This is a genomic window from Pseudomonas gozinkensis (genome assembly GCF_014863585.1).
In the GTDB taxonomy this organism is placed as follows: domain Bacteria; phylum Pseudomonadota; class Gammaproteobacteria; order Pseudomonadales; family Pseudomonadaceae; genus Aquipseudomonas; species Aquipseudomonas gozinkensis.
This window is the reverse complement of sequence record NZ_CP062253.1, coordinates 3,876,347-3,901,111: the sequence shown is the minus strand read 5'-3', so window position 1 is coordinate 3,901,111 and position 24,765 is coordinate 3,876,347. Positions and strand designations below refer to the sequence as shown.

At 60.0% G+C, this 24,765-nt stretch carries 27 protein-coding genes; 10 read left to right on the top strand and 17 right to left on the bottom strand.

Annotation, left to right across the window (positions count from 1 at the left end; all coding sequences use genetic code 11):
- Positions 1-2: 2 nt before the first annotated feature.
- Positions 3-206 (top strand): hypothetical protein, encoded by a 204-nt coding sequence (locus IHQ43_RS17165; protein ID WP_192561421.1) that lies wholly within the window; start codon positions 3-5, stop codon positions 204-206.
- 6 nt (positions 207-212) lie between these two features.
- Here the strand turns inward: IHQ43_RS17165 and IHQ43_RS17160 are convergent, their stop codons facing one another.
- Entirely contained in the window at positions 213-449 is a 237-nt protein-coding gene (locus tag IHQ43_RS17160) for a DUF2789 family protein (RefSeq protein WP_192561420.1), read from the bottom strand.
- 29 nt (positions 450-478) lie between these two features.
- Positions 479-751 (bottom strand): hypothetical protein, encoded by a 273-nt coding sequence (locus IHQ43_RS17155; protein ID WP_192561419.1) that lies wholly within the window; start codon positions 749-751, stop codon positions 479-481.
- 408 nt (positions 752-1,159) lie between these two features.
- Here IHQ43_RS17155 and IHQ43_RS17150 point away from each other — a divergent pair, with 408 nt between their 5' ends.
- From IHQ43_RS17150 to IHQ43_RS17140, 3 genes are all read left to right on the top strand, one after another.
- Positions 1,160-1,630: a hypothetical protein gene (locus IHQ43_RS17150; RefSeq protein ID WP_007950541.1), complete on the top strand. Its 471-nt coding sequence runs from the start codon at positions 1,160-1,162 to the stop codon at positions 1,628-1,630.
- On the top strand, positions 1,627-1,824 hold the full coding sequence (locus IHQ43_RS17145) for a hypothetical protein (protein WP_192561418.1): 198 nt from the start codon (positions 1,627-1,629) through the stop codon (positions 1,822-1,824). The genes IHQ43_RS17150 and IHQ43_RS17145 overlap by 4 nt, the downstream gene beginning before the upstream one ends.
- Before the next feature lie 128 nt (positions 1,825-1,952).
- The gene (locus tag IHQ43_RS17140) at positions 1,953-2,969 is read left to right on the top strand and encodes an ABC transporter substrate-binding protein (RefSeq protein WP_192561417.1); all 1,017 of its coding nucleotides are present in this window, start codon (positions 1,953-1,955) and stop codon (positions 2,967-2,969) included.
- Between the two features lie 114 nt (positions 2,970-3,083).
- Here the strand turns inward: IHQ43_RS17140 and IHQ43_RS17135 are convergent, their stop codons facing one another.
- Both IHQ43_RS17135 and IHQ43_RS17130 read right to left on the bottom strand, forming a co-directional pair.
- Complete coding sequence (locus IHQ43_RS17135) at positions 3,084-5,216, bottom strand: TonB-dependent receptor (protein ID WP_192561416.1); 2,133 nt, start codon at positions 5,214-5,216, stop codon at positions 3,084-3,086.
- A 93-nt stretch (positions 5,217-5,309) separates the two neighbouring features.
- A complete protein-coding gene (locus tag IHQ43_RS17130; protein ID WP_192561415.1) occupies positions 5,310-5,696 on the bottom strand; it encodes a DUF2946 domain-containing protein in 387 nt (128 codons plus the stop codon).
- A gap of 94 nt (positions 5,697-5,790) precedes the next feature.
- Between IHQ43_RS17130 and IHQ43_RS17125 the strand changes: the two genes are divergently transcribed.
- Positions 5,791-6,231, top strand: a complete 441-nt coding sequence (locus IHQ43_RS17125) for a DUF3995 domain-containing protein (protein ID WP_192561414.1) — start codon at positions 5,791-5,793, stop codon at positions 6,229-6,231.
- Here IHQ43_RS17125 and IHQ43_RS17120 read toward each other — a convergent pair.
- The 7 genes from IHQ43_RS17120 to IHQ43_RS17090 form a co-directional block, all read right to left on the bottom strand.
- Positions 6,228-6,590 (bottom strand): Na+/H+ antiporter subunit G, encoded by a 363-nt coding sequence (locus IHQ43_RS17120; protein ID WP_007950534.1) that lies wholly within the window; start codon positions 6,588-6,590, stop codon positions 6,228-6,230. The genes IHQ43_RS17125 and IHQ43_RS17120 overlap by 4 nt on opposite strands.
- Positions 6,587-6,865 carry a K+/H+ antiporter subunit F gene (locus IHQ43_RS17115; RefSeq protein ID WP_007910754.1) on the bottom strand — a complete coding sequence of 93 codons (279 nt, stop codon included), beginning with the start codon at positions 6,863-6,865 and terminating at the stop codon, positions 6,587-6,589. The genes IHQ43_RS17120 and IHQ43_RS17115 overlap by 4 nt, the downstream gene beginning before the upstream one ends.
- Positions 6,862-7,350: a Na+/H+ antiporter subunit E gene (locus IHQ43_RS17110; RefSeq protein ID WP_192561413.1), complete on the bottom strand. Its 489-nt coding sequence runs from the start codon at positions 7,348-7,350 to the stop codon at positions 6,862-6,864. The genes IHQ43_RS17115 and IHQ43_RS17110 overlap by 4 nt, the downstream gene beginning before the upstream one ends.
- Positions 7,347-9,026 (bottom strand): monovalent cation/H+ antiporter subunit D, encoded by a 1,680-nt coding sequence (locus tag IHQ43_RS17105; protein ID WP_192561412.1) that lies wholly within the window; start codon positions 9,024-9,026, stop codon positions 7,347-7,349. The genes IHQ43_RS17110 and IHQ43_RS17105 overlap by 4 nt, the downstream gene beginning before the upstream one ends.
- Complete coding sequence (locus tag IHQ43_RS17100; RefSeq protein ID WP_003192163.1) at positions 9,023-9,367, bottom strand: Na+/H+ antiporter subunit C; 345 nt, start codon at positions 9,365-9,367, stop codon at positions 9,023-9,025. The genes IHQ43_RS17105 and IHQ43_RS17100 overlap by 4 nt, the downstream gene beginning before the upstream one ends.
- Positions 9,367-12,267: a monovalent cation/H+ antiporter subunit A gene (locus IHQ43_RS17095; protein WP_192561411.1), complete on the bottom strand. Its 2,901-nt coding sequence runs from the start codon at positions 12,265-12,267 to the stop codon at positions 9,367-9,369. Before IHQ43_RS17095 ends, IHQ43_RS17100 begins: the two co-directional genes overlap by 1 nt.
- 106 nt (positions 12,268-12,373) lie before the next feature.
- Positions 12,374-13,312 carry a DMT family transporter gene (locus IHQ43_RS17090; protein ID WP_192561410.1) on the bottom strand — a complete coding sequence of 313 codons (939 nt, stop codon included), beginning with the start codon at positions 13,310-13,312 and terminating at the stop codon, positions 12,374-12,376.
- A gap of 85 nt (positions 13,313-13,397) precedes the next feature.
- On the opposite strand from IHQ43_RS17090, the gene IHQ43_RS17085 reads away from it, so the two are divergent.
- From IHQ43_RS17085 to IHQ43_RS17070, 4 genes are all read left to right on the top strand, one after another.
- Complete coding sequence (locus IHQ43_RS17085) at positions 13,398-13,961, top strand: helix-turn-helix domain-containing protein (RefSeq protein WP_007950529.1); 564 nt, start codon at positions 13,398-13,400, stop codon at positions 13,959-13,961.
- 151 nt (positions 13,962-14,112) lie between these two features.
- Positions 14,113-14,436, top strand: a complete 324-nt coding sequence (locus IHQ43_RS17080) for a hypothetical protein (protein WP_192561409.1) — start codon at positions 14,113-14,115, stop codon at positions 14,434-14,436.
- A 353-nt stretch (positions 14,437-14,789) separates the two neighbouring features.
- On the top strand, positions 14,790-16,193 hold the full coding sequence (locus IHQ43_RS17075) for an LLM class flavin-dependent oxidoreductase (RefSeq protein WP_192561408.1): 1,404 nt from the start codon (positions 14,790-14,792) through the stop codon (positions 16,191-16,193).
- A 59-nt stretch (positions 16,194-16,252) separates the two neighbouring features.
- Positions 16,253-17,668, top strand: a complete 1,416-nt coding sequence (locus tag IHQ43_RS17070; RefSeq protein ID WP_192561407.1) for an FAD/NAD(P)-binding protein — start codon at positions 16,253-16,255, stop codon at positions 17,666-17,668.
- 64 nt (positions 17,669-17,732) lie between these two features.
- Here IHQ43_RS17070 and IHQ43_RS17065 read toward each other — a convergent pair whose 3' ends face one another.
- The 3 genes from IHQ43_RS17065 to IHQ43_RS17055 form a co-directional block, all read right to left on the bottom strand.
- Entirely contained in the window at positions 17,733-17,984 is a 252-nt protein-coding gene (locus IHQ43_RS17065) for a hypothetical protein (RefSeq protein ID WP_179694589.1), read from the bottom strand.
- 108 nt (positions 17,985-18,092) lie between these two features.
- Positions 18,093-18,827, bottom strand: a complete 735-nt coding sequence (locus tag IHQ43_RS17060; RefSeq protein WP_192561406.1) for a substrate-binding periplasmic protein — start codon at positions 18,825-18,827, stop codon at positions 18,093-18,095.
- Positions 18,828-18,949: 122 nt separating this feature from the next.
- Positions 18,950-19,885 carry a polyprenyl synthetase family protein gene (locus IHQ43_RS17055; protein WP_192561405.1) on the bottom strand — a complete coding sequence of 312 codons (936 nt, stop codon included), beginning with the start codon at positions 19,883-19,885 and terminating at the stop codon, positions 18,950-18,952.
- Positions 19,886-20,183: 298 nt separating this feature from the next.
- Between IHQ43_RS17055 and idi the strand changes: the two genes are divergently transcribed.
- Positions 20,184-21,767 (top strand): isopentenyl-diphosphate Delta-isomerase, encoded by a 1,584-nt coding sequence (gene idi / locus IHQ43_RS29600; protein WP_244142215.1) that lies wholly within the window; start codon positions 20,184-20,186, stop codon positions 21,765-21,767.
- Here idi and IHQ43_RS17045 read toward each other — a convergent pair.
- From IHQ43_RS17045 to ppnN, 3 genes are all read right to left on the bottom strand, one after another.
- The gene (locus tag IHQ43_RS17045; RefSeq protein WP_192561404.1) at positions 21,761-22,138 is read right to left on the bottom strand and encodes a hypothetical protein; all 378 of its coding nucleotides are present in this window, start codon (positions 22,136-22,138) and stop codon (positions 21,761-21,763) included. The genes idi and IHQ43_RS17045 overlap by 7 nt on opposite strands.
- Before the next feature lie 151 nt (positions 22,139-22,289).
- Positions 22,290-23,027, bottom strand: coding sequence for a response regulator (locus tag IHQ43_RS17040; protein ID WP_192561403.1), 738 nt, complete (start codon positions 23,025-23,027; stop codon positions 22,290-22,292).
- 157 nt (positions 23,028-23,184) lie between these two features.
- Complete coding sequence (gene ppnN, locus IHQ43_RS17035; protein WP_007950520.1) at positions 23,185-24,558, bottom strand: nucleotide 5'-monophosphate nucleosidase PpnN; 1,374 nt, start codon at positions 24,556-24,558, stop codon at positions 23,185-23,187.
- Positions 24,559-24,765 lie beyond the last annotated feature (207 nt).

The following is a 24,765-nucleotide window of genomic DNA, read 5'->3' as shown; positions in this document are numbered from 1 at the left end:
GCATGCAATGCAGAGTCGATGTCGCAGTGATGATCGGTAGCGGTGTCCCCGCCGGACTGCGCGCGATGGGGCAAAGTGTCTGCTGGGTGGTGCTGCTCAATGGCGAACGCCGTGGCACTGCCTTCGCGAGTCGAAACGAGGCGGAAGAGTGCAGGGCTGCATGGCTAGCGCAATTGAGCGCTGATTCCGGTGACAGCCTGCACTGATCGAAATCATTTGCCCCGATGCAGGCGCACGTTCAGTTCATCGACCATCACCGCTTCCTCGCCATCGGCACGAAGCCATTCCTTGAGCAGTTGCGCCTGTTGCGGACTCCAGAAGTCGGCGTCGATCAATTTGATATCGGGATTCAGCGGATGGGCTTCGATGAAGTCGTCGATCGCCGTTTCCTCTGAAGGCAGTCCTAATTGATCGAACAGGGTTGTCAGGTTGTAGGCAGGCAGTTCCATGTTGTGCTCCTTGGAGGATGGCGGGTCGATCACTCTCTGTATCTGAGGTGCTGGCTGGCCAGGAGTTCGATCTGTGATTCCAGTGAGCGGGCGAGGGCGCAGGCGGCGTTGTGATTCTCACGGAAACCTCTGACAAGGCCTGTCGACTTTTCCTTGATATGAAAAAAGGCGTTGCCCGCCGGGATCACCTGAAACAACGGTTCCTGGCCGCAGGGCTTCATGGTGGGAACAGTCTCGAAGCCCGGAGTGCTCAGCACAAAGGCAGGTTCTTGAGTCACGGCAAAATGCGTCATAGTGCACATATGAAGTCCTTTTCATGGGTTGACCCGCATTTACAAGGTGTTGCGGGTAGTCGCAAGCAGTATCGCTGCTCTAGAATCGCCAACACCTGTTGACGGCATGGCGTTATCTAAAGCAATTTTTTGCGTGCGATATGTCGGAAAAGTGCTTTTCTTGGTGAGTTTTTTCCCTAAAGTTCGTAGTCAGTATTCTCTGGCCGGCCGCGACACGTTTTCCTTCAACATTTGGAGAACGTCTTTGCAGGTTTCGCGAGTGGCATTCCAGTAGTCTTGTGGACCTCGCGTTGAATGAGCAATTTGCTCGCTCAGGCGTATATTCGAGTCATCGCGCAACACCTTCGGCCATGCCGACTTTTTATGCCGTAAGCGCTTTTCGCGTACGGCACTCTTTTCAAGTGTGGGGATGTATCTTTGGCAGTCAGTAACCTCGATATGCATGCTTTGTTCGTGCTGGGTGATTTGCGGGCAAAGCTGGTCAAGCAGTTTCAATCACGTTTTGTTTACATCACCGAGCAAAACGCCGAAGGCATTTATGTTGCCGAGATCGACACCGAAAGCGCATTGGTGGTCGATGACAAACCGGGTCTCAAGCTCAAGGTCGGCGATCATTTCAGTGCCTCGGTGCTTCCAAGTCGTGAAGGCGGCAAGATGGACATCCGCTTTCGCGAAATCAAAATGACTGTGTACGGCTTGGGGGACTACGCGTTTGTCACCACGGCGGACGGTCATGCCATCGTGTTCAAGGAAGGTCATAGTGCGGTCACCGTGTTCGCCGCCAATGAACAATTGCAGGAAGGCCTGACCAAAACCCTGAAAGCCGTCACCGCCAAAGCCGCCAAGTGGCGCAAGGGCGAACTGGTAACGTTCAAGGCCAGCGAGTGAGCCGCGCCGATTTCCACCTGCAGAATCTCGACAGCGCCCGTGAAGAAGCCCGTCGATTGTTCACTGCAAAGGCAGAGATGAAGGGCGCATGGCTGGGTTGGGTCGCCTCGCAAATTTACGCCTTGCAGCCTGCGGAATACGCCAGCATGGTCAGACGCGAGCTGAAGAGCCTGCAGGAAATTTCTGAAAAGTAGCCTTGTCCGTGTCATGCCCCTGAAAAAGCAGGAACCTCGTCTACAGTCAGTTGACTGAGTATTCAGAGGCTTGCGGTCTTCTGTCAGGCCATCCTGCTATTGCTGTGAACAGCACGAGGTGCAAAAGCATGAACGGATTTCGACGGTTGCTGGCCGCTGGCCTGACCACTTTCGGCTTGATGACGGCGGTGCCTGCGGTGAGTGCGACACAGGCGCCGATCCACTTTGCCGACCTGAACTGGGAAAGCGGCAGCCTGATCACCGATGTCCTGCGCATCATCGTCGAGAAGGGCTACGGCCTGCCGACCGACACCTTGCCGGGCACCACCATCACCCTGGAGACCGCACTGGCCAACAACGATATTCAGGTCATCGGTGAAGAGTGGGCCGGGCGCAGTCCGGTGTGGGTCAAAGCCGAAGCCGAAGGCAAGGTCGCCAGCCTGGGCGACACGGTCAAAGGCGCCACCGAAGGCTGGTGGGTGCCGGAGTACGTGATCAAGGGCGACCCGGCCAAGGGCATCAAGCCACTGGCGCCGGATCTGCGCAGTGTCAGCGATCTGAAGAAATACAAGGACGTCTTCAAGGACCCGGAAACCCCGAGCAAGGGTCGGTTCCTCAACAGCCCGATCGGCTGGACGTCGGAGGTGGTGAACAAGCAGAAGCTCACCGCTTACGGCTTGCAGGACGATTTCGTCAATTTCCGCAGCGGCTCCGGTGCGGCGCTGGATGCAGAAATCAGTTCATCGATCCGCCGGGGCAAACCGGTGCTGTTCTATTACTGGTCGCCAACGCCGTTGCTCGGCAAGTTCAAACTGATTCAACTGGAAGAGCCGCCGTTCGATGCCGAGGCCTGGAAGACCCTGACCGACGCCGACAATCCCAATCCGAAACCGACCCGTTCGCTGGCCTCGAAGCTGTCGATCGGGGTATCCACGCCGTTCCGGAAGCAGTATCCGCAGATTGTCGAGTTTTTCAGCAAAGTCGACTTTCCGATTGATGACCTGAACAAGGCGCTGGCCGAGATGAGCGAGAAACACACGGCGCCCCGGGACGCAGCGGTGGCGTTCATGAAGGCGCATCCGGATGTGTGGCAGGCGTGGTTGCCGAAGGACGTGGCAGATAAGGTTTCAGCTGATTTGAAATAGAGGTCGTACCGACGGGCCTCATCGCGGGCAAGCCCGCTCCCACAGTTTTTTCGGTGTGCTCCGAGCTTTGAAAACACATCGATTCTTGTGGGAGCGGGCTTGCCCGCGAAGCTTTTAGAAGCGGGTTTGCACTGCCAGCTCGAATGTACGCGGTGTGCCGAGGTAATACGCCGGCGAAACATGGGCGAACTCGGCATACACCTCATTCGTCAGGTTACGCACCCGCCCGGTCACGGTGGTGTGCGAATCCACCTTGTAGCTGAGGAAGCTGCCAAACAGCGTGTACGACGGCACGGTCATGGTGTTGGCATTGTCGGCGAACACCGACGCCACGTACCGCGCATCGACCCCGCCTTGCCATTGCGGCGAGAAATCGTAGGTCAGCCACAGATTGCCGACCCGGTCCGGCACGTTGGTCGGTGTGTTGCCCTTGCGGGAAACCACTACGCCGGCAGCGTTCTTCTCGTTGAACTCATCATATTGCGCATCGACCCAGGCGAAGTTGCCTTCGGCCAGCAACTTGTCGGTGATCCGCAAGGAGCTGGCAATCTCGATGCCCTTCGAAGTCTGCTGGCCAACCGGAATGCTGCTGGTCGGGTCCAGTGGATCCGTCACGGCGAAGTCCTTGCGCTCGATGGTATAGGCGGCCACCGTCGCCGACCCGCGCCCGTTCAGGTAGTCGAACTTGCTGCCGATTTCCCATTGTTTTCCGGTCGAGACATCGAAGTCCTGGGTGCCATTGGGCTGCTCGGCGGCGGTGCTGTATTGCACGTACACATTGGCTGACGGAGTGAACTGATACGTCAGGCCGACGCGCCCGGTGACCGGCTCCCAGCTGCGTTTGAGATGACGCGGGTTACTCGCGGTCACCGTGCGATGGTTGGTCACGTCGAGGTCGATGTCGTCGTAGCGCAGGCCAGTGAGCAGCGAGAGCTTGTCGGTCAGTGCCAGGCGGTTTTCGGCAAACAGCGCTTTGGTCGTGACTTCGTTGGTCTTGTCGCTGACAAAACCCGGCAATGTTCCGGGAATGTCATAGAAATGCCCCGGTCGGTAGTTGTTCGGGTTCACCGTGCTGGCGCCTTTGACGTTCAGCGGCGAGTTGGTGGTCTGGTTGACCTTGTATTCGAAACCGCCGGACCAGGTGGTGTCGAGGCCGAACAGGCTGTTGTCGTGGCGCAGTTCGAACTGGTTGCCGTCCTGCTCGCCCTGATGTCGCACCTGATACGCAGTAGAGCGGTTCACCGCGCTGTTGTCGGCGTTGTATTGATAGGTTTCCAGGTTGCGGTAATCGCGCTGGCTGTCGAGGTGATAGAGGGTGTTGCGCAGGGTGGTGCTGTCGTTGATCCGGTAATCGATGATCGAGCGAACCCAGATTGTCCGCTGCTCGTAGCGGCCGTCCTCGACGTTGTAGTTGTTGAAGCGGTTGTGCTTGTCGATCTTCAATTCGCCGGCCTTGGGGTTGAGCACTGGCGTGCCCCAGTACGGGCTGTCCTCGTGTTCGTCCTGATATTCCAGGGCCAGGGTGTGCGACAGGTTCGGCGTCAGGTCGCTGAGCAGCGAGAACGCCACGCTCCAGGCATCGCGTTCCTGACGGTCGATGTAGCCGTTGCCGGTGTTGTGGCTGACGTCGAGACGCGCGTAATGCTGCACGTCGGCGCCAGGTTCGGTCAGCGCGTGATTGAGGCCAAACGCGGTTTCGGTGGTGTCGTAGGTGCCATAACTGACTCTGCCTTCGATGGCTTGCTCGTCGCGGGTGGCCAGTTTGGTCACGTAGTTCAGCGAGCCGCCGACCGAGCCTGCGCCGTTGATCAGCGAAGAGGGACCGCCCACCAGTTCCACCCGGTCATAAATCCACGAATCCACGGGGCGCGCCAGTCCGCCGGAAACGTTGACCCCGTTGAACATCTGGGTGATCTGGCTGCTGGTAAAGCCACGATAGGAGGCGAACCCGCCAAAGCCCGGCGGCGCACTGGCGTTCACACCCGGCAAGGTGTTGGCCGCGTCCTGAAAGTTTTGCGAACCGTGACGTTCGATGTCATTGCGGTTGGCGATGGCCACCGAGGCCGGAGTGTCACGCACACTGAGACCGAGGCGCGAGGCCATGCCGCTGGACTGGTCGAGGCTCAGGCCCGGTTCGGCGCCGGATTCGCCGTCGATGGTGATCGGCGCCAGATCCACGGTGGACTGCGCCCAGACGTTGACGGACAGGCAGCCGCACAGGCTCGCCAGCAAGGTAAGTTGTTTCATCGATTGAATCCTGAATGCTTGTCTAGGAGTCAGCGCACAGGCGAACGCCGCGCGTTGGCGCAGTGGGCTGACAAATCAAAAAGGCAAGGACACTCAGGCGAGCGGCGGGGCGCGAGGATTGGCCGAAGGCCAGATGAAGCGGGCAGGGAGGTCGGCGCTGACGATGACCGGCAGCGGCGGGCTGTGTTGTTCCGGCAGGATCGCCAGGGTCAGGCTGGAGTTGAACGCCGGGCCCATGCCGCCAGTGGAACACAGCGGACAGCCGAAGGCTTTGGCCAGGGTCGGCAGTTTTTCTTCGGCGGGATTTGGAGCGAGCGGCGCCTGGGTGTTCGGGTCGACGGCGCAGAACTGGCCGCCGATACCGTTGAGCTGCATGCCGACCATTTGTCCGTGACCGATGCTGCAGGCGAACACGTTGAACAGGACGCAGCAATAGAGCATCCAGGCCAGCAGTGAGCGATCGGTACGGGTGAATTTCATGGGGCGGCACTTTACCGCACCGCCGACCGGTCGTGCACATGGAAAAATGCCGACTAGGATGTTTTGTTCAAATCCCTTGAAAGGATTCTCGACCATGACCTTTGTGTTGGCTCAATGGCTGGTGACGATATTTGCGGTGATCAGCCTGATGCATGTGTATTGGGCGATGGGTGGGCAGTGGGCGGCCGTGGCGGTGGTGCCGCAGGTTCCGGTGGATAACGGCGGGCTGACGCTCAGGCCGGCGTTCAAGCCGTCAGGCTGGATCACGCTGGTGGTGGCGGCAGCCCTGCTACTGATTGCCGCACTGGTGTGCATGCGGGTGGGGTGGTGGCTGCCTGCGGTGCATCACTGGGCGCTGCAATGGATGATCAGCGCGATTGCGCTGCTGATGTTTGCGCGGGCGATTGGCGATTCGGAATTGGTGGGTTTTTTCAAGGAAGTGAAGGGATCGCGGTTTGCCCGGCTCGACACGTGGGTTTACTCGCCGCTGTGTCTGATATTGGGAGCCGGGCTGTTGGCTGTTGCCTGGATCTAGCTGCCGGTTTCAGTGCGCCGGCTGCTGACCTCGGCCGGCACATCATCCCCGGCCATGCGCTTGCGGAACAACGCCGCCCGCGCCAGCAGCAAAGTAGTCACCGGCACGGTGATCGACAGCAGGATCGGGATCAGCCATGCGTGCAGCACCGGCCCGGACTTGAGCGCGGAAAAGCAGATGATCGACGCCAGCGCCACACACCACGCACCCAGCGTCGAGGCCAGCGCCGGCGGATGCATGCGCTGGAAGTAATCTTTCATCCGAAGCAGGCCGGTCGCGCCGATCAGGGCGAACACGCCGCTGAGGACCAGCAGGATCGCCACCGGGATTTCCACCCAGAGAGACAGTTCAGCGTTCATTCGATCACCTCGCCACGCAGGAGGAACTTCGCCAGGGCAAACGAGCCGACGAAGCCGAACAGCGCGATCAGCAGCGCCGCTTCGAAGTAGGTGTCACTGGAGTAGCGAATCCCCAGGGTCAGCATCATCAGCATGGCGACGATGTACAGGTAATCCAGCGCCAGTACCCGGTCCTGCGCCGAAGGGCCTTTGAACAGGCGTACCAGCGTGAGGACCATGGCCAGGGAAAACAGGAACAGCGTCAGCAGAATCGCGTTCGACAGCAGCGGGCTCATTCGAAAATCTCCATCAACGGCCGCTCGTAAGTGACCTTGAAGTGCTGGATGAACTGCGCCTCGTCATCCAGATCGAAAACGTGCAGTAGCAGAATGCTGCGATCCAGCGCCAGTTCCGACCATACCGTGCCGGGCACGACCGTGCAGATCATCGACAATGCTGCCAGACCGTTGGCGTCGCGCAGGTCCAAAGGCACCTTGATGAAGCGCGAGCGGGGCGGGCGTCGACCAGCGTTGAGTACACCCCAGGCCACGGCCAGGTTGGAAACCACCACGTCACGCCCGACCAGCAGGAACAGGCGCAGGATGGTGCCGGGGCGCCGGATGCGGGTGCGCTGCGGGCGCAGTTTGCGCATCATCAGCGGGGCACAGAAGCCGAGTACGGCACCCAGCAGCAGATTGCCCGGGCTGACCGACAGGTTCAGCACCAGCCACAGCAACCACAGTGCGAGCGACAACCACGGAGCAGGAAACAGACGCTTCATGGTTGCACCTCCAACAGCGCAGCCTTGGCTTCCGGGCTCGGCACGGCGCGGGTGCCGAGTACCGCCATCACGTATTGCTGCGGATTGTTCAGGGCGTCGGCTGCTGCCTGGGTGTAACGCAGCAGCGGTTCAGCCTTGAAGGTCAGCGCAATGCTCAGGCCGAGCAGCAGGAAAATTGGCGTGCATTCCAGTTTGCGCAGCAGCGGCGAAGGGCGCTCCTCTGGCGACCAGAAGCGCTGGATCCCCAGACGCGAGAACGCCATCAGCGACCCGAGTCCGGTAAGGATCAGCAGGGCCAGCAACGCCCAGGCGGCATTCGAGATCGGCTCGCCGGCGCCGAGGCCCAGCGGATTGAGCAGGGCGCCGATCAGGCTGAGCTTGCCGATGAACCCGGACAACGGCGGCATGCCGATGATCAGCAGCGCGCAGGCAATGAAGCTCAGGCCGAGGAACGCCATCGTCCATGGGATTACCTGACCCACCACGGCTTTCTGATCGTCGTCGAGGTTGATGCCCTTGACCGGTCGTTGCCATTCCTGCGGACGCGGCAGCAGTTCGTTTTCGTCTTCCAGCGGTACTTCGATGGCGGTGCGCGAACGCTCGATCAATTCGGCCAGCAGGAACAGTGCGCTCAGCGCCAGGGTCGAGCTGACCAGATAGAACAGCGCGGCGCCAATCAGGTTCGGCTGGGCGAAACCCACGGCCGACAGCAGGATCCCCGCCGACACCAGAATGCTCAGGCTGGCCATGCGCTCCAGGCGTTGCGCAGCAATGATCGCCACGCCTGCGCCGGCCATGGTCGCCATGCCGCCGTAGATCAGCCAGTCACCACCAAAATACGCCGAAGCGCCGGCCTGACCCGAGAACAGCAACGTCCACAAGCGCAGCAGGGTGTAGACGCCGACCTTGGTCATGATCGCGAACATCGCCGCCACCGGCGCGCTGGCCGACGAGTAGGCCGGCACCAGCCAGAAATTCAGCGGCCACATGCCGGCCTTGGCCAGGAACGCCACGGCCAGAATCCCCGCGCCGGCATGCAGCAGGCCACGATCGGCCTCCGGCACCAGCGGGATCTTCAGGGCCAGATCCGCCATGTTCAGCGTGCCGGTCACGCCGTAGATCAACGCCGCACCAATCAGGAACAGCGACGACGCCAGCAGGTTGATCGAAATATAATGCAGCCCCGACGACACTCGTGCCCGGCCCGAACCATGAAGCAACAGGCCGTAGGATGCGGCGAGCAGCACTTCGAAGAACACGAACAGGTTGAACAGGTCCGCGGTCAGGAACGCGCCATACAGCCCCATCAACTGAATCTGGAACAACGCGTGGAAGCTCGACCCGGCGCCGTCCCAGCGGGCCATGGCGAACAGCAGGGCGCTGACGCCGATGATTCCGGTCAGCACCAGCATCAACGCCGACAGACGATCGACCACCAGCACGATGCCGAACGGCACCTGCCAGTTGCCCGGAAGGTAGACGCCGATGGACCCGGGCACGCCGGTGGTCTGGGTCCATTGCAGCAGCATCACCGAAATGCCCAGGCCGAGGAGGCTGGAGAACAGGTTGATTTTCGCCTTCAGCGGTCGGTGCTTCTCGCCGAGCATCAGCATGATGGCGGCGGTCAGCAGCGGCAGCAGGATCGGTGCGGCGATCAGGTGAGTTATCGCCGTCATTCCTTGGGCTCCCTTCCGTCAACGTGGTCGGTGCCGGTCAGGCCCCGTGAGGCCAGCAGCACCACCAGAAACAATGCGGTCATGGCGAAGCTGATGACGATGGCCGTCAGCACCAGCGCCTGTGGCAGCGGGTCGGTGTAATTGAGCAGGTCCTGCGGCACGCCGTCCTTGATGATCGGCTCCTTGCCGATGAACAGGCTGCCCATGCTGAAGATGAACAGATTGACGCCGTAGGACAGCAGGCACAGGCCCATCACCACCTGGAATGTCCGTGGCCGCAGGATCAGCCAGACCCCGGATGCGGCGAGCACGCCGATGGCGATTGCGATGACTTCTTCCATCAGACGGCTCCTTTGGCGGCAGCGGTTTTGTGGCCCCGGACCGATTGGTGGGCGAGGGCGGTGAGGATCAGCAAGGTCGACCCGACCACCACGGCATAGACGCCGATATCGAAGAACAGCGCGCTGGCGATATGGATGTCACCCAGCAGCGGCAGGCTGAAGTGCCAGGTGTGGGTGGTCAGGAACGGATAACCGACCGCCATCGCCCCGAGACCGGTGACGGTGGCGAACAGCAGGCCAGTGCCCATCCAGCGCAGCGGCCGCAGGCTCATTTGCGCCTCGACCCACTGGGTGCCGGCGACCATGTATTGCAGGATGAACGCCACCGACATCACCAGACCGGCGACGAAGCCGCCACCCGGCTGGTTGTGCCCGCGCATGAACAGGTAGAACGACACCACCAGCGCAATCGGCAGCAACAGACGCACCAACACAGCCGGCACCATCATGAAACCGAGCGCGGTGTCGCTGGCCGAGCGCGGGTTGACCAGATCGGTGACCACGTCGGGGGCGAGCAGGCGTTGCTGGGCCGGCAGTTGCAGGCTTTCTTTCGGCGGGCGGAAACGACGCAGCAAGGCAAACACGGTCAGCGCGACGGCGGCGAGCACCGTGATTTCGCCAAGGGTGTCGAAACCACGGAAATCCACCAGCATCACGTTGACCACGTTGCTACCGCCACCCTCAGGCAGAGCGCGGCTCAGGTAGAACGAAGAAATGTCGTTCGGCGTCTGCCGGGTCAGCATGGCGTAGGACAGCAGCGCCATGCCGCCACCGACTGCAATCGACAGCAGCAAGTCGCGCAGACGCCGTACCCGCGCCTTGCGCAGGCTGCTTGGCAGCGGCGAAACCTCTTCGATCCGTCGTGGCAGCCAGCGCAGGCCGAGCAGGATCAGCACGGTGGTCACTACTTCGACCACCAGTTGCGTCAGGGCCAGATCCGGCGCCGAGAACCAGACGAAGGTCACGCAGGTCATCAGGCCACAGACGCTGACCATGGTCAGGGCGGCGAGACGGTGATACTTGGCCTGCCACGCGGCGCCGAGGGCACAGGCGATTGCCAGCAGCCACAGGGTCACGAACACGATCGAGCCCGGGATCTTCGGCCGGTCGCCCCAGCTCAGGCTGCTGTGCAGCATCGGAATCAGGCCGGCCAGCACTGCCGCCAAGACCATCAGGAACAGCTGGGTTTGCAGACGCTTGGTGCCGATCCGCCGCTCCAGGCGTCGAGCCAGGCGCATCATCGCCACCAGGCTGCGTTCGAACATTCGCTTGCCGTTGAAGCGGCCCGCCAGCGGCGGATACTTGAAGCGTCCGCGCTTGAGCTGGTTGCGCAGCAGCAGATACAACACGATGCCGCCAGACATGGCGATCAGGCTCATGATCATCGGAGCATTGAGGCCGTGCCAGATTGCCAGGCTGTATTCCGGCAGCACACCACCCACTACCGGCAATGCGGCTGCGGCCAGCAACGGACCGACCACCTGGGCCGGGAAAATCCCCACCAGCAGGCAGGTGAACACCAGCAATTCCACCGGTGCACGCATCCAGCGCGGCGGTTCGTGCGGGGTGTGGGGCAGGTCGGTGGCAGTCGGGCCGAAGAACACGTCGACGGTGAATCTCAGCGAGTAGGCAACACTGAACATCCCGGCAATGGTCGCGACAATTGGCAGGCTGGTTTCAACCCAGGCGGTGGCATTGATGAACACGGTTTCGGCGAAGAACATTTCTTTCGACAGGAAACCGTTGAGAAGCGGTACGCCGGCCATGGACGCACTGGCGACCATCGCCAGGGTAGCGGTGAACGGAATCAGTTTGAACAGGCCGTTGAGCTTGCGGATGTCGCGGGTGCCACTTTCGTGGTCGATGATCCCGGCGGCCATGAACAGCGAAGCCTTGAAGGTCGCGTGGTTGAGAATGTGGAACACCGCCGCCACAGCGGCCAGCGGACTGTTCAAGCCCAGCAGCAGCGTGATCAGACCGAGGTGGCTGATGGTCGAGTACGCCAGCAGTCCCTTGAGATCGTTCTGGAACATCGCGCAGTACGCGCCGAGCAACAGCGTGGCGGCGCCGGCGCCGCTGACGATGTAGAACCATTCTTCGCTGCCGGACAACGACGGCCAAAGGCGGGCCAGCAGGAAAACCCCGGCCTTGACCATGGTCGCCGAGTGCAGGTATGCCGAAACCGGTGTGGGTGCCGCCATCGCGTGCGGCAGCCAGAAGTGGAAGGGGAACTGGGCGCTTTTGCTGAGGGCGCCGATAAGAATGAGGGGAAGCAGGATGGGGTAGAGGGCATGTGCGCGAATCAGATCGCCGGCGGCCAGGACCTTGTCCAGGTCATAGCTGCCGACGACATGGCCGAGGATCATGACCCCCGCCAGCAGGCACAATCCCCCGGCACCGGTGACCATCAACGCCATGTACGCACCACGGCGCGCGTCGTGGCGGTGGTGCCAGTAACCGATCAACAGGAACGAGAAGAGGCTGGTCAGCTCCCAGAAGAACACGATCTGGATCAGGTTGCCGGAGATCACCAGCCCGAGCATGGCGCCCATGAACGCCAGAAAGAACGCGAAGAAACGCGGCACTGGATCGTCCGGCGACATGTAATAGCGGGCATATAAGGAGACGAGGGTGCCGATGCCCAGCACCAGCATCGAGAACAGCCAGGCGAAGCCGTCCATGCGCAGGACGAAGTTCAAGCCCAGGCTGGGCAGCCACGTGAATTCTTCGCGAATCACGCCGCCGTGGGCGATTTGCGGGTACAGCAGTGCGACCGAGACAGTGCCGATCAGTGCGACCAGACCTGCCAGCAGGGATTCGGCGTTACGTGCGTTGTGCGGCAGCACGGCTGCCAGACAGCTGCCCAGAAAAGGCAGAAGCAGTAGAACTATCAGGGACATAGGCTTCTAATCTGCGGAAGTTTGTGAAGCATCATACGTGCCAGCTCCCGGATCGCCAAACGCGAGGATGTCTCTGAATCCTACAAAGTAGCCGTAAAACCCGCGTTTAGCCTTCGGTCTCGTGCTTCAATTCTTCCGTGATCGTTTGTGTATCTTTGCCTTTGGTCTTCAATTCACTGACGATCACCGCCGTCACGATCAGCCCCGCACCCACCAATGCGATGGCCGGAAGACGCTCACCCGCAATGCGCCCGACGATCCCCGCCCACACGGGCTCACCTGCATAGATCAAGGTCGCACGGGTCGGCGAAACACTTTTCTGCGCCCAGTTCATCGCCACTTGAATCGCCGCACTCATCGCGCCGAGGCCCAGGGCGGTGCTCAGTAATAGCCAAGAGAAATCCGGAATCGCCTCGCCGGTCGGCACCACCATCAAGAACGACAGCGCCGAAGTCGTCGCCAACTGCACGATGGTTACGCGGCGCACATCGACCTGCCCGGCATAGTTACTGATCAGGATGATTTCGGCCGCTATTGCGATGGCGCTGATCAACGTGGCGATTTCACCGGGGCTGAAATTCAGCGAAGCGCCGGACGGCCCGGAAAGCAGCATCAGTCCGGTAAATGCCAGCATGATGCCGATGCTCGGCATCAAACCCGGGCGCCGACCGAGGACCAGCCATTGCAGCAGAGGCACGAACGGCACGTACAGCGCGGTGATGAACGCCGACTGACTGCTCGGGATGCTTTGCAATCCGACAGTCTGCAAGCCATAGCCGAGCATGATCGCCACGCCAATAAAAGCGCCGGCCTTGAGTTCGAACAGGGTCAGTTCACGCAGGTGTTTCCAGGAGAACAGCGCAACGATGCTCGCCGCTGCGGCAAAGCGCAGGCCGACGAAAAACATCGGGCCGCTGACGGCCATCGCGTGCTGCACCAGCAGGAAGGTGCCGCCCCAAAGCATGGTGATCAGCACCAGCACGCACTCGGCTTTGCTGAACCGGGAAAACCGCAGGGGAGTTTGGGAGGAATTGGCTGACGTCATGACCTTGCGCACTTTTAAGGAGGAGACGCACAATGCGCCAAATGTTGCGCAGTATACTGCCCAACCCCAGCCAGTGAGCAATATAGTGCACAAAGATTCCGTTCAGCGGGCTTCGGTCCTGCAACACGTCAGCCAGAACGTCCGGCGCCTGCGTCACGCCGCCGACATGAGCCAGACGGCCCTCGCGGAAAAGTCCGGGGTCAGCCGGCGGATGCTGGTGGCCATCGAGGCCGGCGAAAAGAATGTCAGCCTGACCACTCTCGACCGCGTCGCCGAAGCCCTCGAAGTGGCCTTCAGTGACCTGATTCAGGCCCCGGACAATCGCGATCCCGGCCGTATCAACGAGCTGGCCTGGGCCGGCAGCATCCCCGGCAGCAAAGCCGTTTTACTGTCCAAGGCCAACGCCACCCGTGCGGTGGAACAGTGGGAATGGTGCCTGCAACCGGGCGAGGTCTATCCCTCGCAACCGGATGCCGAAGGCTGGAGCGAGCAGATTTTCGTGTTCGAGGGCTGCCTGACGCTGATGCTCGGCGACCAACCCCAGCGCATCGCGGCCGGGGAGTTTTTCATGTTCGCCAGCAACCAGCCGCACACCTATCGCAATGACGGGGAAGTGGCCGCGCGCTTCGTGCGCAATGTGGTGATCTGACGCCAGTCACCGTCGGTCGGATATAGCCTTTTACCTGTTATTTCTGACAGTAGACGTACATATCTCGTCGCCATTCAATGGTTCCAGGCAACGTCGTTGCTCAGCTCTCCTCTTTGGGCAGAGTTCACCCTCGTTAAGAAGGAATAAAGAAATGGAACCGGAAGCGCTCGAAATGAAAGAAGCAATTGGAACGGAACTCAGCCTGAAGAACGTGCCCGCAAAGGGTGCGACGGCCTTAATTCCAGTTCCTCCTCTTACCGATCCCGACGATCTTGTCGAATTGAGAATCAACGCTAAGGTGGTAGTCCCGGCTCAGTCGCCGGGCCCTGATATTGGTGGTTATTATGAGTTGCTGATTCCACGAACGGCGCTACTTGACAATCTTGGTGCTGGAAGGACGTTCGACTATATTCACTGGGCGGGGGGGGCTAACGACCAAAAATCTAAACCCGTCCAATACGACATCACCCACTGATTGTTAACTCCATGGCAGGTCCCGCATCTTTGGTGGCCTGCTTTCTCATGTGTTTGCTGATCAACAGTAAAACCACATTCTGTTGAGTGGTTTCGAGATACGGGATTAGATTCTTATCTTAACTGTTTGATTTAAAACAACTAATAAAGCTGGCACGACTTCTGTATTGACGCCTGTGAAAACATTCTTCGCTGGAGTCGCTTCATGCCCATCTTTTTCCAATGCTTACCTTCCTCTCCTGTTATTCATGGGGTGCAGGGCAGGTACAATTTCAATCGTCACAGAAGTGATGTTTCTTGTGGCAGTTTTCGAATTAGCAGCATTGCTACTCCAATTTTTCGGAGTGCCATCTGATGCCCCGCGAAATCCGCCTCAACGCCTTCGACATGAACTGCGTCGGCCATCAGTCGCCGGGCCTGTGGGCTCACCCTCGGGATCGTTCCTGGCAATACAAGGATCTGGAGTACTGGACCGATCTGGCGAAAATCCTCGAGCGCGGCAAGTTCGACGGCTTGTTCATCGCTGACGTGCTGGGCATCTACGACGTATACAACGGCAATGGCGAAGCGGCCATCCGGCAGGCGGCGCAGGTGCCGGTCAACGATCCGTTGCAACTGATCCCGCCGATGGCGCTGGTCACCGAGCACCTGGGGTTTGGCCTGACCGCTTCATTGTCCTTCGAGCATCCGTACCCGTTCGCCCGACGCCTGTCGACCCTCGATCACCTGACCAAGGGCCGTGCCGGCTGGAACATCGTCACTTCGTATCTGGAGAGCGGCGCGAAGAACATCGGCCAGCAAGCCCAGACCGAACACGACGCGCGCTACGACTTCGCCGAGGAATACCTGGAGGTCTGCTACAAACTCTGGGAGGGCAGTTGGGAAGAGGGCGCGATTCTGCGGGATCGCAAGCGGCGGATCTTCAGTGACCCCAGCAAAATCCATGAGATTCGTCACCACGGCATACACTTCCAGGTGCCGGGCATTCACCTTTGCGAGCCGTCGCCGCAACGCACGCCGGTTCTCTATCAGGCCGGCGCTTCCAGCCGGGGCAAGCAGTTTGCCGCCGAGCACGCCGAATGCGTTTTTGTCGCTGCCCCGTCGAAAGTGCTGCTGAAGAAAACCGTGGCCGACATCCGCCGCCGCGCCGCCGAGGCCGGGCGCGATCCGTCGAAGATCCTGATCTTTAACTTGCAAACGGTGATTTTGGGCGAGACCGACGCCAAGGCCAAAGCCAAGTTCGAAGAATACAAATCCTGGGTCAGCTACGAAGGCGCGATGGCGCTGATTTCCGGCTGGACCGGCATCGACTTCAGCCGTTTCAAACCGGACGAACCGCTCAAACACGTGCACACCAACGCCATTCAATCAGCAGTCGAAGCGTTTTCCACGGCGGATCCGAACAAGGTCTGGACCCCCAACGAACTCGCCGACTGGGTCGGCATCGGCGGCTTCGGCCCGTTGTTTGTCGGCAGCCCGGAAACGGTGGCGGACCTGTTGCAGGAGTGGGTCGACGAAACCGACGTCGACGGCTTCAACCTGGCTTACGCGCTGACCCACGAAACCTTCATCGATGCCGTGGAACTGCTGGTGCCGGAGTTGCAGAAGCGCGGTGTCTACAAGACCGCGTACGCGCCGGGGACCTTGCGCGAGAAGCTGTTTGGCGAAGGGCCGAGACTGCCGGAGATTCATCCGGGCAGCGGTTATCGAAACCTGGGTGAGTTGCATCGGCAGGAGAAAAAAGCCGCGTCCGTCTAGACGCCTTCGCGGCGTCTGAATGACACTGGCCCGAGAATATCCTCAGTTGCGAGAACGGCATGACTCAAACCGATACGACCGCACTGCGTCACGCCGACATCCTGATTGTCGGCGGCGGCCTCAGCGGCACGATGCTGGCGGTGCAATTGCTGCGTTTGGCGGGGCGCAGAAAGATTCTGGTGATCGAGCCCCGGGCTGAACTGGGTCGGGGTGAAGCGTACAGCGCGGTGGAACTGGGCCACACGCTCAACGGCAACGCGGCGCGGATGAGCGTTGATCCGGACAATGCCGATGACTTGACCCAATGGCTGACCGAGCACATTGCCGGTGGCGGTTGGCCGGAGGCGGATCGGCAGCACGTGCCGGTCAGCGAACTGTTTCCGCCTCGGGGGCTGTTCGGCGTATACGTGCAGCAGCGTCTGGCCGAAGCGCAGCAGGTGGGCGCGCAATTCGGGTCGACGGTCGAGCATGTGCGCGCCGAAGTGGTCGACGTTCAGGCCTCCAGCGATTGCGTGCTGCTCACTTTGAGTGACGGCCAGCAATTGCAGGGCGCTCATGCAGTGCTGGCGACAGGGATGTTCCCGGCTGCCCGCACCCCGCAAAAAGAGTCCAGCGGCCTCAACGCGGCGTCGCTTGATCCGTGGGATGTCACGGCCATGCGTCAACTCGATCCGCAATCCTCGGTGCTGATCATCGGCTCCGGCCTGACCATGGTCGATGCCGTGGTGTCGCTGGAGCAGGCCGGGCATCGCGGGCCGATCGAGGTGTTTTCCCGGCACGGACTGTTGCCCCATGTGCGTCGACAACCGCCGGCGTGGGTGGACTTCCTCGCCGAAGATCACAGCATTCGCACACCGCGCCAGTTACTGCGCGAATTGCGCCGGCATTGTCGCGACGCCATCGCAAAGGGCATCGACTGGCAGGCGCCGCTCGACACCGTGCGTGCGCACATCGGTCGGTTGTGGAGCCAGGCCAGCGATGTGCAACGCCGGCAGTTCGTGCGGCATGTGCGGCCGTGGTGGGAAAGTCATCACCATCGTTCACCGCCATTGAGTGCGGAATTGGTCGAGCGTCTGCACCGGGAAGGGCGATTGCGCATTCATGCGGCGTCTTACAAGGGGCTTGAGCCGGTGTCGGGCGATGGCGTGAGTATCCGCATTCGCCCTCGAGGTCAGGCGGAAACCCGCGTAGTGCAGGGCGCGGCGTTGATCAATTCCAGCGGCATCGAATACGACTGGCGCCGAGTCGCGCGACCTTTGCCGCAGCAGTTGCTGGCGCGCGGTCTGGTTCGCCCGGGGCCTTTGGCGCTGGGGATCGAGGCGGCGGTGGACGGCGCTGTGCTGGATGTCGAGGGCCGGATCTCGAACCGCCTGTTCGCCATGGGCCCGCCGTTGCGTGGGATGTGGTGGGAAAGCACCGCTGTCACCGACGTCGCGTTGCAGGCCAAGGCACTGGCCGCGCGACTGGTGCGCTGACGCGCAAATGCAAGAAACCCCGCTTCGGCGGGGTTTCCTGTTTCTGGCAGCTCAAACCGATCACTCAGTAGCGCTGATATTTGGAGCCGAATTCCGGGCGGTTTTCCGCGACGTAGAGTTTGGTCTGTTCAGCATTTTGTTGCAGCTTGAGGCTGCCTTTGTGTTCGGCGTCGATGCTGACAGTATCGACGTTCAGGGTGCCGGACTGGCCAACGGTCGCAGCGGCGACAACCGGAGTGCTGGCGTGTGGTGCCGCGATGGCTGAGGTGGCGCCGATCAGGGAAACGATGAAGCCGAGTGCGATGATGTCTTTCATGATGTTGCTCCAGAGAGTGGGGAGAAGATGGAGCCCACTCTAGTGCTGGAGGGTTTTGATGTGAAAACACCCTTGCGCATAGTTGTTATCGAAGGCGTTGATGCCCGATCAGCGCGGTAGGGTATTGCTCAGCCAGCGCTGGCGCAGTTGCTCCAGACGGCCGTCGGCCCGCAACGTATCCAGCGCCTGCTGCCAGCGGGCGACCTGTTTCGGATCGGTCTGCGGCGAAAAGGCAATGTAGGTGTTCTGTTTCATCAACGGGATCTGATACTGCAAGCGTCCCGGCTCCATGCCTTGTGCGCGGGCGAGGGCGGCCTTGGACCAGGTGTCGGAGACCACGAAGTCGGTACGCCCCAGGCTGAACAGTCGCATCATCTGTTCCGGGGTTTCCACGCCGTAGAGGTTGTTCAGGTCTTGCCCCTGCAAATAGCTGTAGACCAACCATTTACGTGGCACGGTGATTCGGCCCAGGTGATCGGCTTCACTCAGGCTTTGCACGGGAGGCTGGAGATTGTCGCGGGCGTACAGCGCGGTTTCGACTTCGATCAGCGGCCCGACCCATTGATAGCGATCGTCGCGTTCGTCGGTACGCAGCACGGTGAATACGCCGGTGTCGGGCGTGTCGCTGGCCATGCGCAGGGCGCGCAGCAGCGGGACTTGTTGCAGATGGATGCGGTCGCCGGTCTGGGTCGCCAGAGCCTGCACCACGTCAACACCGAACCCTGCGAGCTGATTGCCTTGCATGAAATGCAGGGGCGGATGGTTGTCGGTGAGCAGTTGCAGATCCGCCGCGGTGGCCGTCAGGGCCAGCATGGACAGCAGACAGGCGGCAAATCGTTTCATGGATCGTCCCTGAACAAATCAATCGCGCAGCTTAGTACGAGCCATGACGGCTGTCGTGGGAAAACAGCGGGGCTTTTGTGTCAGAGAACAAGGCTTATCGGTAGTAGCGACAGGGACCCAGGCTATCTGATTAATGACAGGTAGTAGTCATCCTGTGGTTGTTGCTGAAAATGCACGTTCTGCAGGAACGCATGCAGCGAACCAAAGTTTCGCTCCCGAGCGTGGCGCCGGGCTTCTTCAAAATGAAGCAAGATGGTATTGAAACTGTCTTCCATGATGTTCATCGCTTGGGTGAAAACGCCGGCATCTCCCCAGTCAGAAATGATTCGGCGTTTCTGCAGTTCCGTTCTTTTGCTTTTGATTAATGGACTGTTGGCCAGGATCATGAGAAACGTTTTCGGACCTCCTTCCAGATCAGGTGCAAAGCCTTTTTTCTTGAAGTGAGGTGTGTGGTTTATATCGCAGTAGTCATTGATGAAGCGGTAATAGACCGCCAGTTCCAGCATCAGGTCTTTCAATGCCGAATAAACCGCTATCGGCATCGGATTGAGGATCTGGCATGAGTCCAGGATGAACATGAAAAAGCATCCGGTATTGGCTTGTGCAATAAAACGATATTGATCCAGTGTCGGCAAACTGTTGCCTGCACTCAGCTGCGTGTCGAGGTGCTGGCCGATGTGCAGCGCTTCGAGGCTTTTCAGGGCTGCGTCAATGAGATTCGGATCACCAAAGGCGTTCAGCTTTTGCAAGCCTTCGATGTAGCCACACATGCCGGATACCAGTGCGCTGGCGATACCGAACTTCACCCAGACGGACGGGGCGCCGCGACGTGTAGTGTCCTCGTCAATGATGTCGTCGTGTACCAGAGACGCGGTATTGAAGAGCTCGACAATCTGACAAAGCGTTTGCGCATGCACTGGCAGCAACCGGTAAATGTCTGCAATCGCCAGCGTCAGTGCTGTCCTGACTTTCATTCCGGTGTGCTGTTCCTGATAGCGAAAGGCCAAAGCCCAAAGTTCTCTGGCTTGCGCGTAGGTTGAATAAGTTGATTGCAACATACAAAAAGCGCCTTGGGGCAGATGCCAACAACCTGGTTCTGGCAATGACGGTTCATTAGGTACTGATATTTTTAACGTAGCGTATTTAGTGTGGCGTCTCATGCTCGAGTAAGAATCGATTGGTAATCGACTGTAGAATTTTAAGAAATATCGCAGCATTGTCCTGGCGAGAGGCTGAGTGCCAGACTTGTGATTTGTTCTGATTTGTCTAGTTTTTAAAGTGACGTTTTAATCCGATAGGCAGAGTGAAGTCTGGTCCGACGTATCTTCCAGTCTTGAGGGGGCGAAGGTGACGAGGATGGAAGAGCTGATTCTTGTAGATGAATATGATCGGGTGACCGGAACCGCCGAAAAAATGCAGGTGCACCGCGACGGTCTTTTGCATCGCGCCTTTTCAGTCTTCATTTTCGATTTGAAAGGACGACTGCTCCTGCAAAAACGCGCGATGGGCAAATATCACTCTCAAGGCTTATGGACCAATACATGTTGTGGCCATCCTCGACCCGGCGAACCGACCCTTGCGGCAGCCAGACGACGATTGTTCGAAGAGATGGGGCTTGATTGCCCTGTGCTGATGGAGGTCGAGGCCTTCGTGTACCGGACACAGGTTTCCAATGGTTTGATCGAGAACGAGTACGACCACGTGTATATCGGGCTCAGCCGAGTGGATCCCGAGGTGAATCCCGATGAAGCGATGGATTGGAGATGGTCGAGTCTGTATGCACTTTTTGGCGAAATCAGGCGCGAGCCAGCAGGGTTCACCGTCTGGTTGCAGTTAATTCTCGGGCAGCACGAGATCTCGACTGTGCGCGGTTGGTACAAGCAGCTTCGCGACCGTGACGCGTTAATCAAACAGCATCGAAAAGACTTCTCGCTTCCGCCTCGGCTGCAACGGCTGTCATTTGCGCTCAGCCCCCATGCCCAGGAAGCGGAAGTGCATACTCGCCAATGGCTGATTCGTCTTGGGCTGGAGGATGGGCCGCATGCGAAGCACCAGCGCAATATATACCAGCCAGGGTTGTACGCCGGTTATATGTGGCCCAATGCAAATAGTGAGGATCTTTTCGTACTTGCTCACCTCACCGGGTGGTTCAGTTGTCAGGATGATCTGGCCGATGAGGATTTGACTCAGGATCCCGAGCTGCTGGAACAGGCGATCCGTGAGGTGCATGAGATGGCAAGCCTTGGTGGGCTCTCGTTTTTCCATGGGCTGGCAGGTGGTCTGGCGGACCTCATCCAACAGGCTGCAGCGCAAATGCCGCCACAGTGGCGACAACGAGTGCTTGAACAGTATGAAAGTTATATCTATCCCTGTTTGCGTGCTGCGATGCATCGTCTTGAAGGTTCGCAGCCGGCCGAGCAGGATTTTGAAAGTGTCTGGCGCAATGCCGGCGGATTTCAGGTGTGTGTGGAGTTCAACTATTTCGCCGATCGTGTGCACCTGCCGTCCCGCGTTTACTACAGCGACATATGGCAGGCGCTACGCAGGGTGAGCCTGGATCTGATGAAGGCCGTCAATGACTTGCTGTCCTTCTCCAGGATGGAGAATCCCATGGAGGATGTGTACAACCTGCTGACTCACCTCATCCATCATCGACAATGTTCCCCGCGTGAAGCGGCCGGCGAGGTTCGCCATCGTATCGATGTCTGGGCGGGAGAGTTTTTCAAGCTGCAACGGCGCTTGCCGCGTGAGCTGGATCGGCTTGAATGCGACGATGTTTTACGCGACCAGGTCTTGCGCAGCGCCCGGACGCTCAAGGTTCAATGGCTCGGCAATATTGCATGGCATCTCGCTGTGCCCCGTTACCGGGAAGTCGTGATCGCTGCGGGGGCAGAGTGCCCCCGGCAGGAATCGACTGCAGCGGGTACGAACGATCAGTAGCGCTGGTACTTGGAACCGAACTCGGGACGGTTCTCGGCGACGAGTACGCTGCGGGCCGAACGCTCGCGCAGTTCCTGAAGGCGATCTGCTCCCCCTTCGGCGACGCGTTCGCGCAACTCTTGCAAACGGTCGGCGCCACCTTCCGCCACGCGTTCACGCAGTTCCTGCAAGCGATCCGCGCCGCCTTCCGCCACGCGTTCACGCAGTGCCTGCAAGCGATCTGCACCACCCTCGGCAACGCGATCCTTCTGCAGGTTTTCCGAACCGTATTCAGCGACCAGCGGCTGGGAGCTGGCGGATGCCAGGTCGGCCAGGGCCAGGCCGCCGAGCAGGCTGAGTGCGAGTGCCAGGGATTTCGAGGACTTGAACATGGTGCTTCTCCTTGCGTTTGAGATGAGTGAACCAGTGCTTTCTGGTGGGTTCATTCAAACGCGAGGGTGTATCGCTGATATGTGGTGTTGCGGCCCGAAAACACGGATTACGTATCTGCGCGGCGAATTTATACAGAGTGATACAAATCCGTCAGGATTCGGCGAGCATCTCCACGGCGAAGGAGAAAACATACCCCTCGTTGCGCACGGTCTTGATGTAGGTCGGCTCGCGGGAGTCGTCCAGCAGACGCTGACGCAGGCGGCTGACCAGCAAATCGATGGAGCGGTCGAACAGGTCGGCGTCGCGACCCTGAGTCAGATTGAGCAACTGGTCGCGGCTGAGCACCCGTTGTGGGTGGTCGAGAAACACCCGGAGCAAGCGATACTCGGCGCCGCTGAGGGCAACCATGGTGTTGTCTTCATCGAGCAGGTGGCGGGCGGTGGTGTCCAGGCGCCAGCGGCCGAACGCGAGCAGACGCCCGGTTTCGGTGATCAGCAGATTGGGCGGCAGCATTCGCGTGCGGCGCAGCACGGCGTTGATCCGCGCCAGCAGTTCGCGGGCAGCGAAGGGTTTGGTCAGGTAATCGTCGGCGCCCATTTCCAGGCCGAGGATGCGGTCGGTCTGGTCGTCGCGGGCGGTGAGCATCAGGATCGGGATCGCCTTGTGCTTGCCGGCGCGCAACTCGCGGCACAGCACCAGCCCGTCATCGCCGGGGAGCATGATGTCGAGCACGATCAGGTCGACGGTGTTGGCTTCCAGAAAGCTGCGCATCTGCCGGCCGTCGGCGACCACGGTGCTGCGCAGGCCGTTCTTGGTCAGGTAATTGCCGACCAGCTCGCGGATCTCGCGGTCATCGTCGACGATCAGGATGTGGTTGATGTGATCCATGGTTCACACTCTTTTTATGGGAGCGAGCTTGCTCGCGAAAGCGGTTCGTCAGTCAACAAAGATGCTGAATTCGCTGGCCCCTTCGCGGGCAAGCCCGCTCCCACAGTGTTAGGGGATGGCCTGAAGAATGGCTCTCCAGGCTTACGCATTGATGGTGTCAGGACACTACGCGATAGCACGGCACATACGCCGCGCCGCCCGGCAGTTTCATCCGGTGCTGGGCGACGAAGGCTTTGAGCAGCAGATCCAGCGGCTGCATGATCGCGGCGTCGCCACGGATCTGATACGGGCCGTGTTCTTCGATCAGGCGGATGCCCTTGTCCTTGACGTTGCCGGCGACGATCCCGGAGAACGCGCGGCGCAGGTTGGCCGCCAGTTCATGGGGCGGCTGGTCACGGTGCAGCTTGAGGTTGGCCATGTTTTCGTGAGTCGGGTCGAACGGGCGCTGGAAGCCTTCGTCGATCTTCAGCAGCCAGTTGAAGTGGAACGCGTCGGCGCGTTCGCGGCGGAACTGCTTCACAGCCTTGAGGCCCGCCGTCATCTGCCGGGCCACTTCGGCCGGATCGTCGATGATGATTTCGTAGTGCTTTTTCGCCGCTTCGCCGAGGGTGGCGGTGACGAAGGCGTCCAGTTGTTCCAGGTACGGCGCGGCATGTTTCGGCCCGGTCAGGATCACCGGGAACGGCAGGCCGGCGTTGTCCGGGTGCATCAGGATGCCCAGCAGGTACAGGAACTCTTCGGCGGTGCCGGCGCCGCCCGGGAAGATGATGATGCCGTGGCCGACGCGGACGAAGGCTTCCAGGCGTTTTTCGATGTCCGGCAGGATCACCAGCTCGTTGACGATCGGGTTCGGCGCTTCGGCGGCGATGATGCCCGGCTCGGTCAGACCGAGGTAACGGCCACCGTGAATACGTTGCTTGGCGTGGGCGATGGTCGCGCCTTTCATCGGGCCTTTCATCACGCCGGGACCGCAGCCGGTGCAGATGTCGAGGCTGCGCAGGCCCAGTTCGTGGCCGACTTTCTTGGTGTATTTGTATTCTTCGGTGTTGATCGAGTGGCCGCCCCAGCACACGACGATTTTCGGTTCGACGCCCGGACGCAGGGTGCGCGCGTTGCGCAGCAGGTGGAAGACGTAGTCGCTGATGCCCTGGGAGGTGCTGAGGTCGATGCTCAAGGCATCGAGTTCGTTCTCGGTGTAGACGATGTCGCGCAGGGCGCTGAACAGCATTTCCCGGGTGCTGGCGATCATTTCGCCGTCGACGAAGGCGTCGGCCGGAGCGTTCAGCAGTTCCAGGCGCACGCCGCGATCCTGCTGGTGGATGCGGATCTCGAAGTCTTTATAGGCTTCAAGAATGGTTTTTGCGTTGTCGACATGGGCGCCAGTATTGAGGATTGCCAGGGCGCACTGGCGAAAGAGGGTGTAGGTGCTGCCGGTTCCGGCCTGGCTCAGTTGCTGAACTTCACGCTGGGAAAGGGTTTCGAGGCTGCCTTTTGGGCTGACCGAGGCATTGATTACGTGTCGTTGGGTCATGCAGTGATCCTTAAAACGATGTCATTGCCGGCATGGCCAATGGCATCCGAATAGTGTGTATCCATGAATGAAGATGGCACGATCTGCGTGGTATCGCCATGTCCCCGTTGGACGTTGAAAAGATGAAAAGGCGCTCCAGCATAGCTAAATCCGCCTCAGAGGCGATAATGCGCAGCCTCTTTTTAACTCAAGCCATGGAAGCCTGTC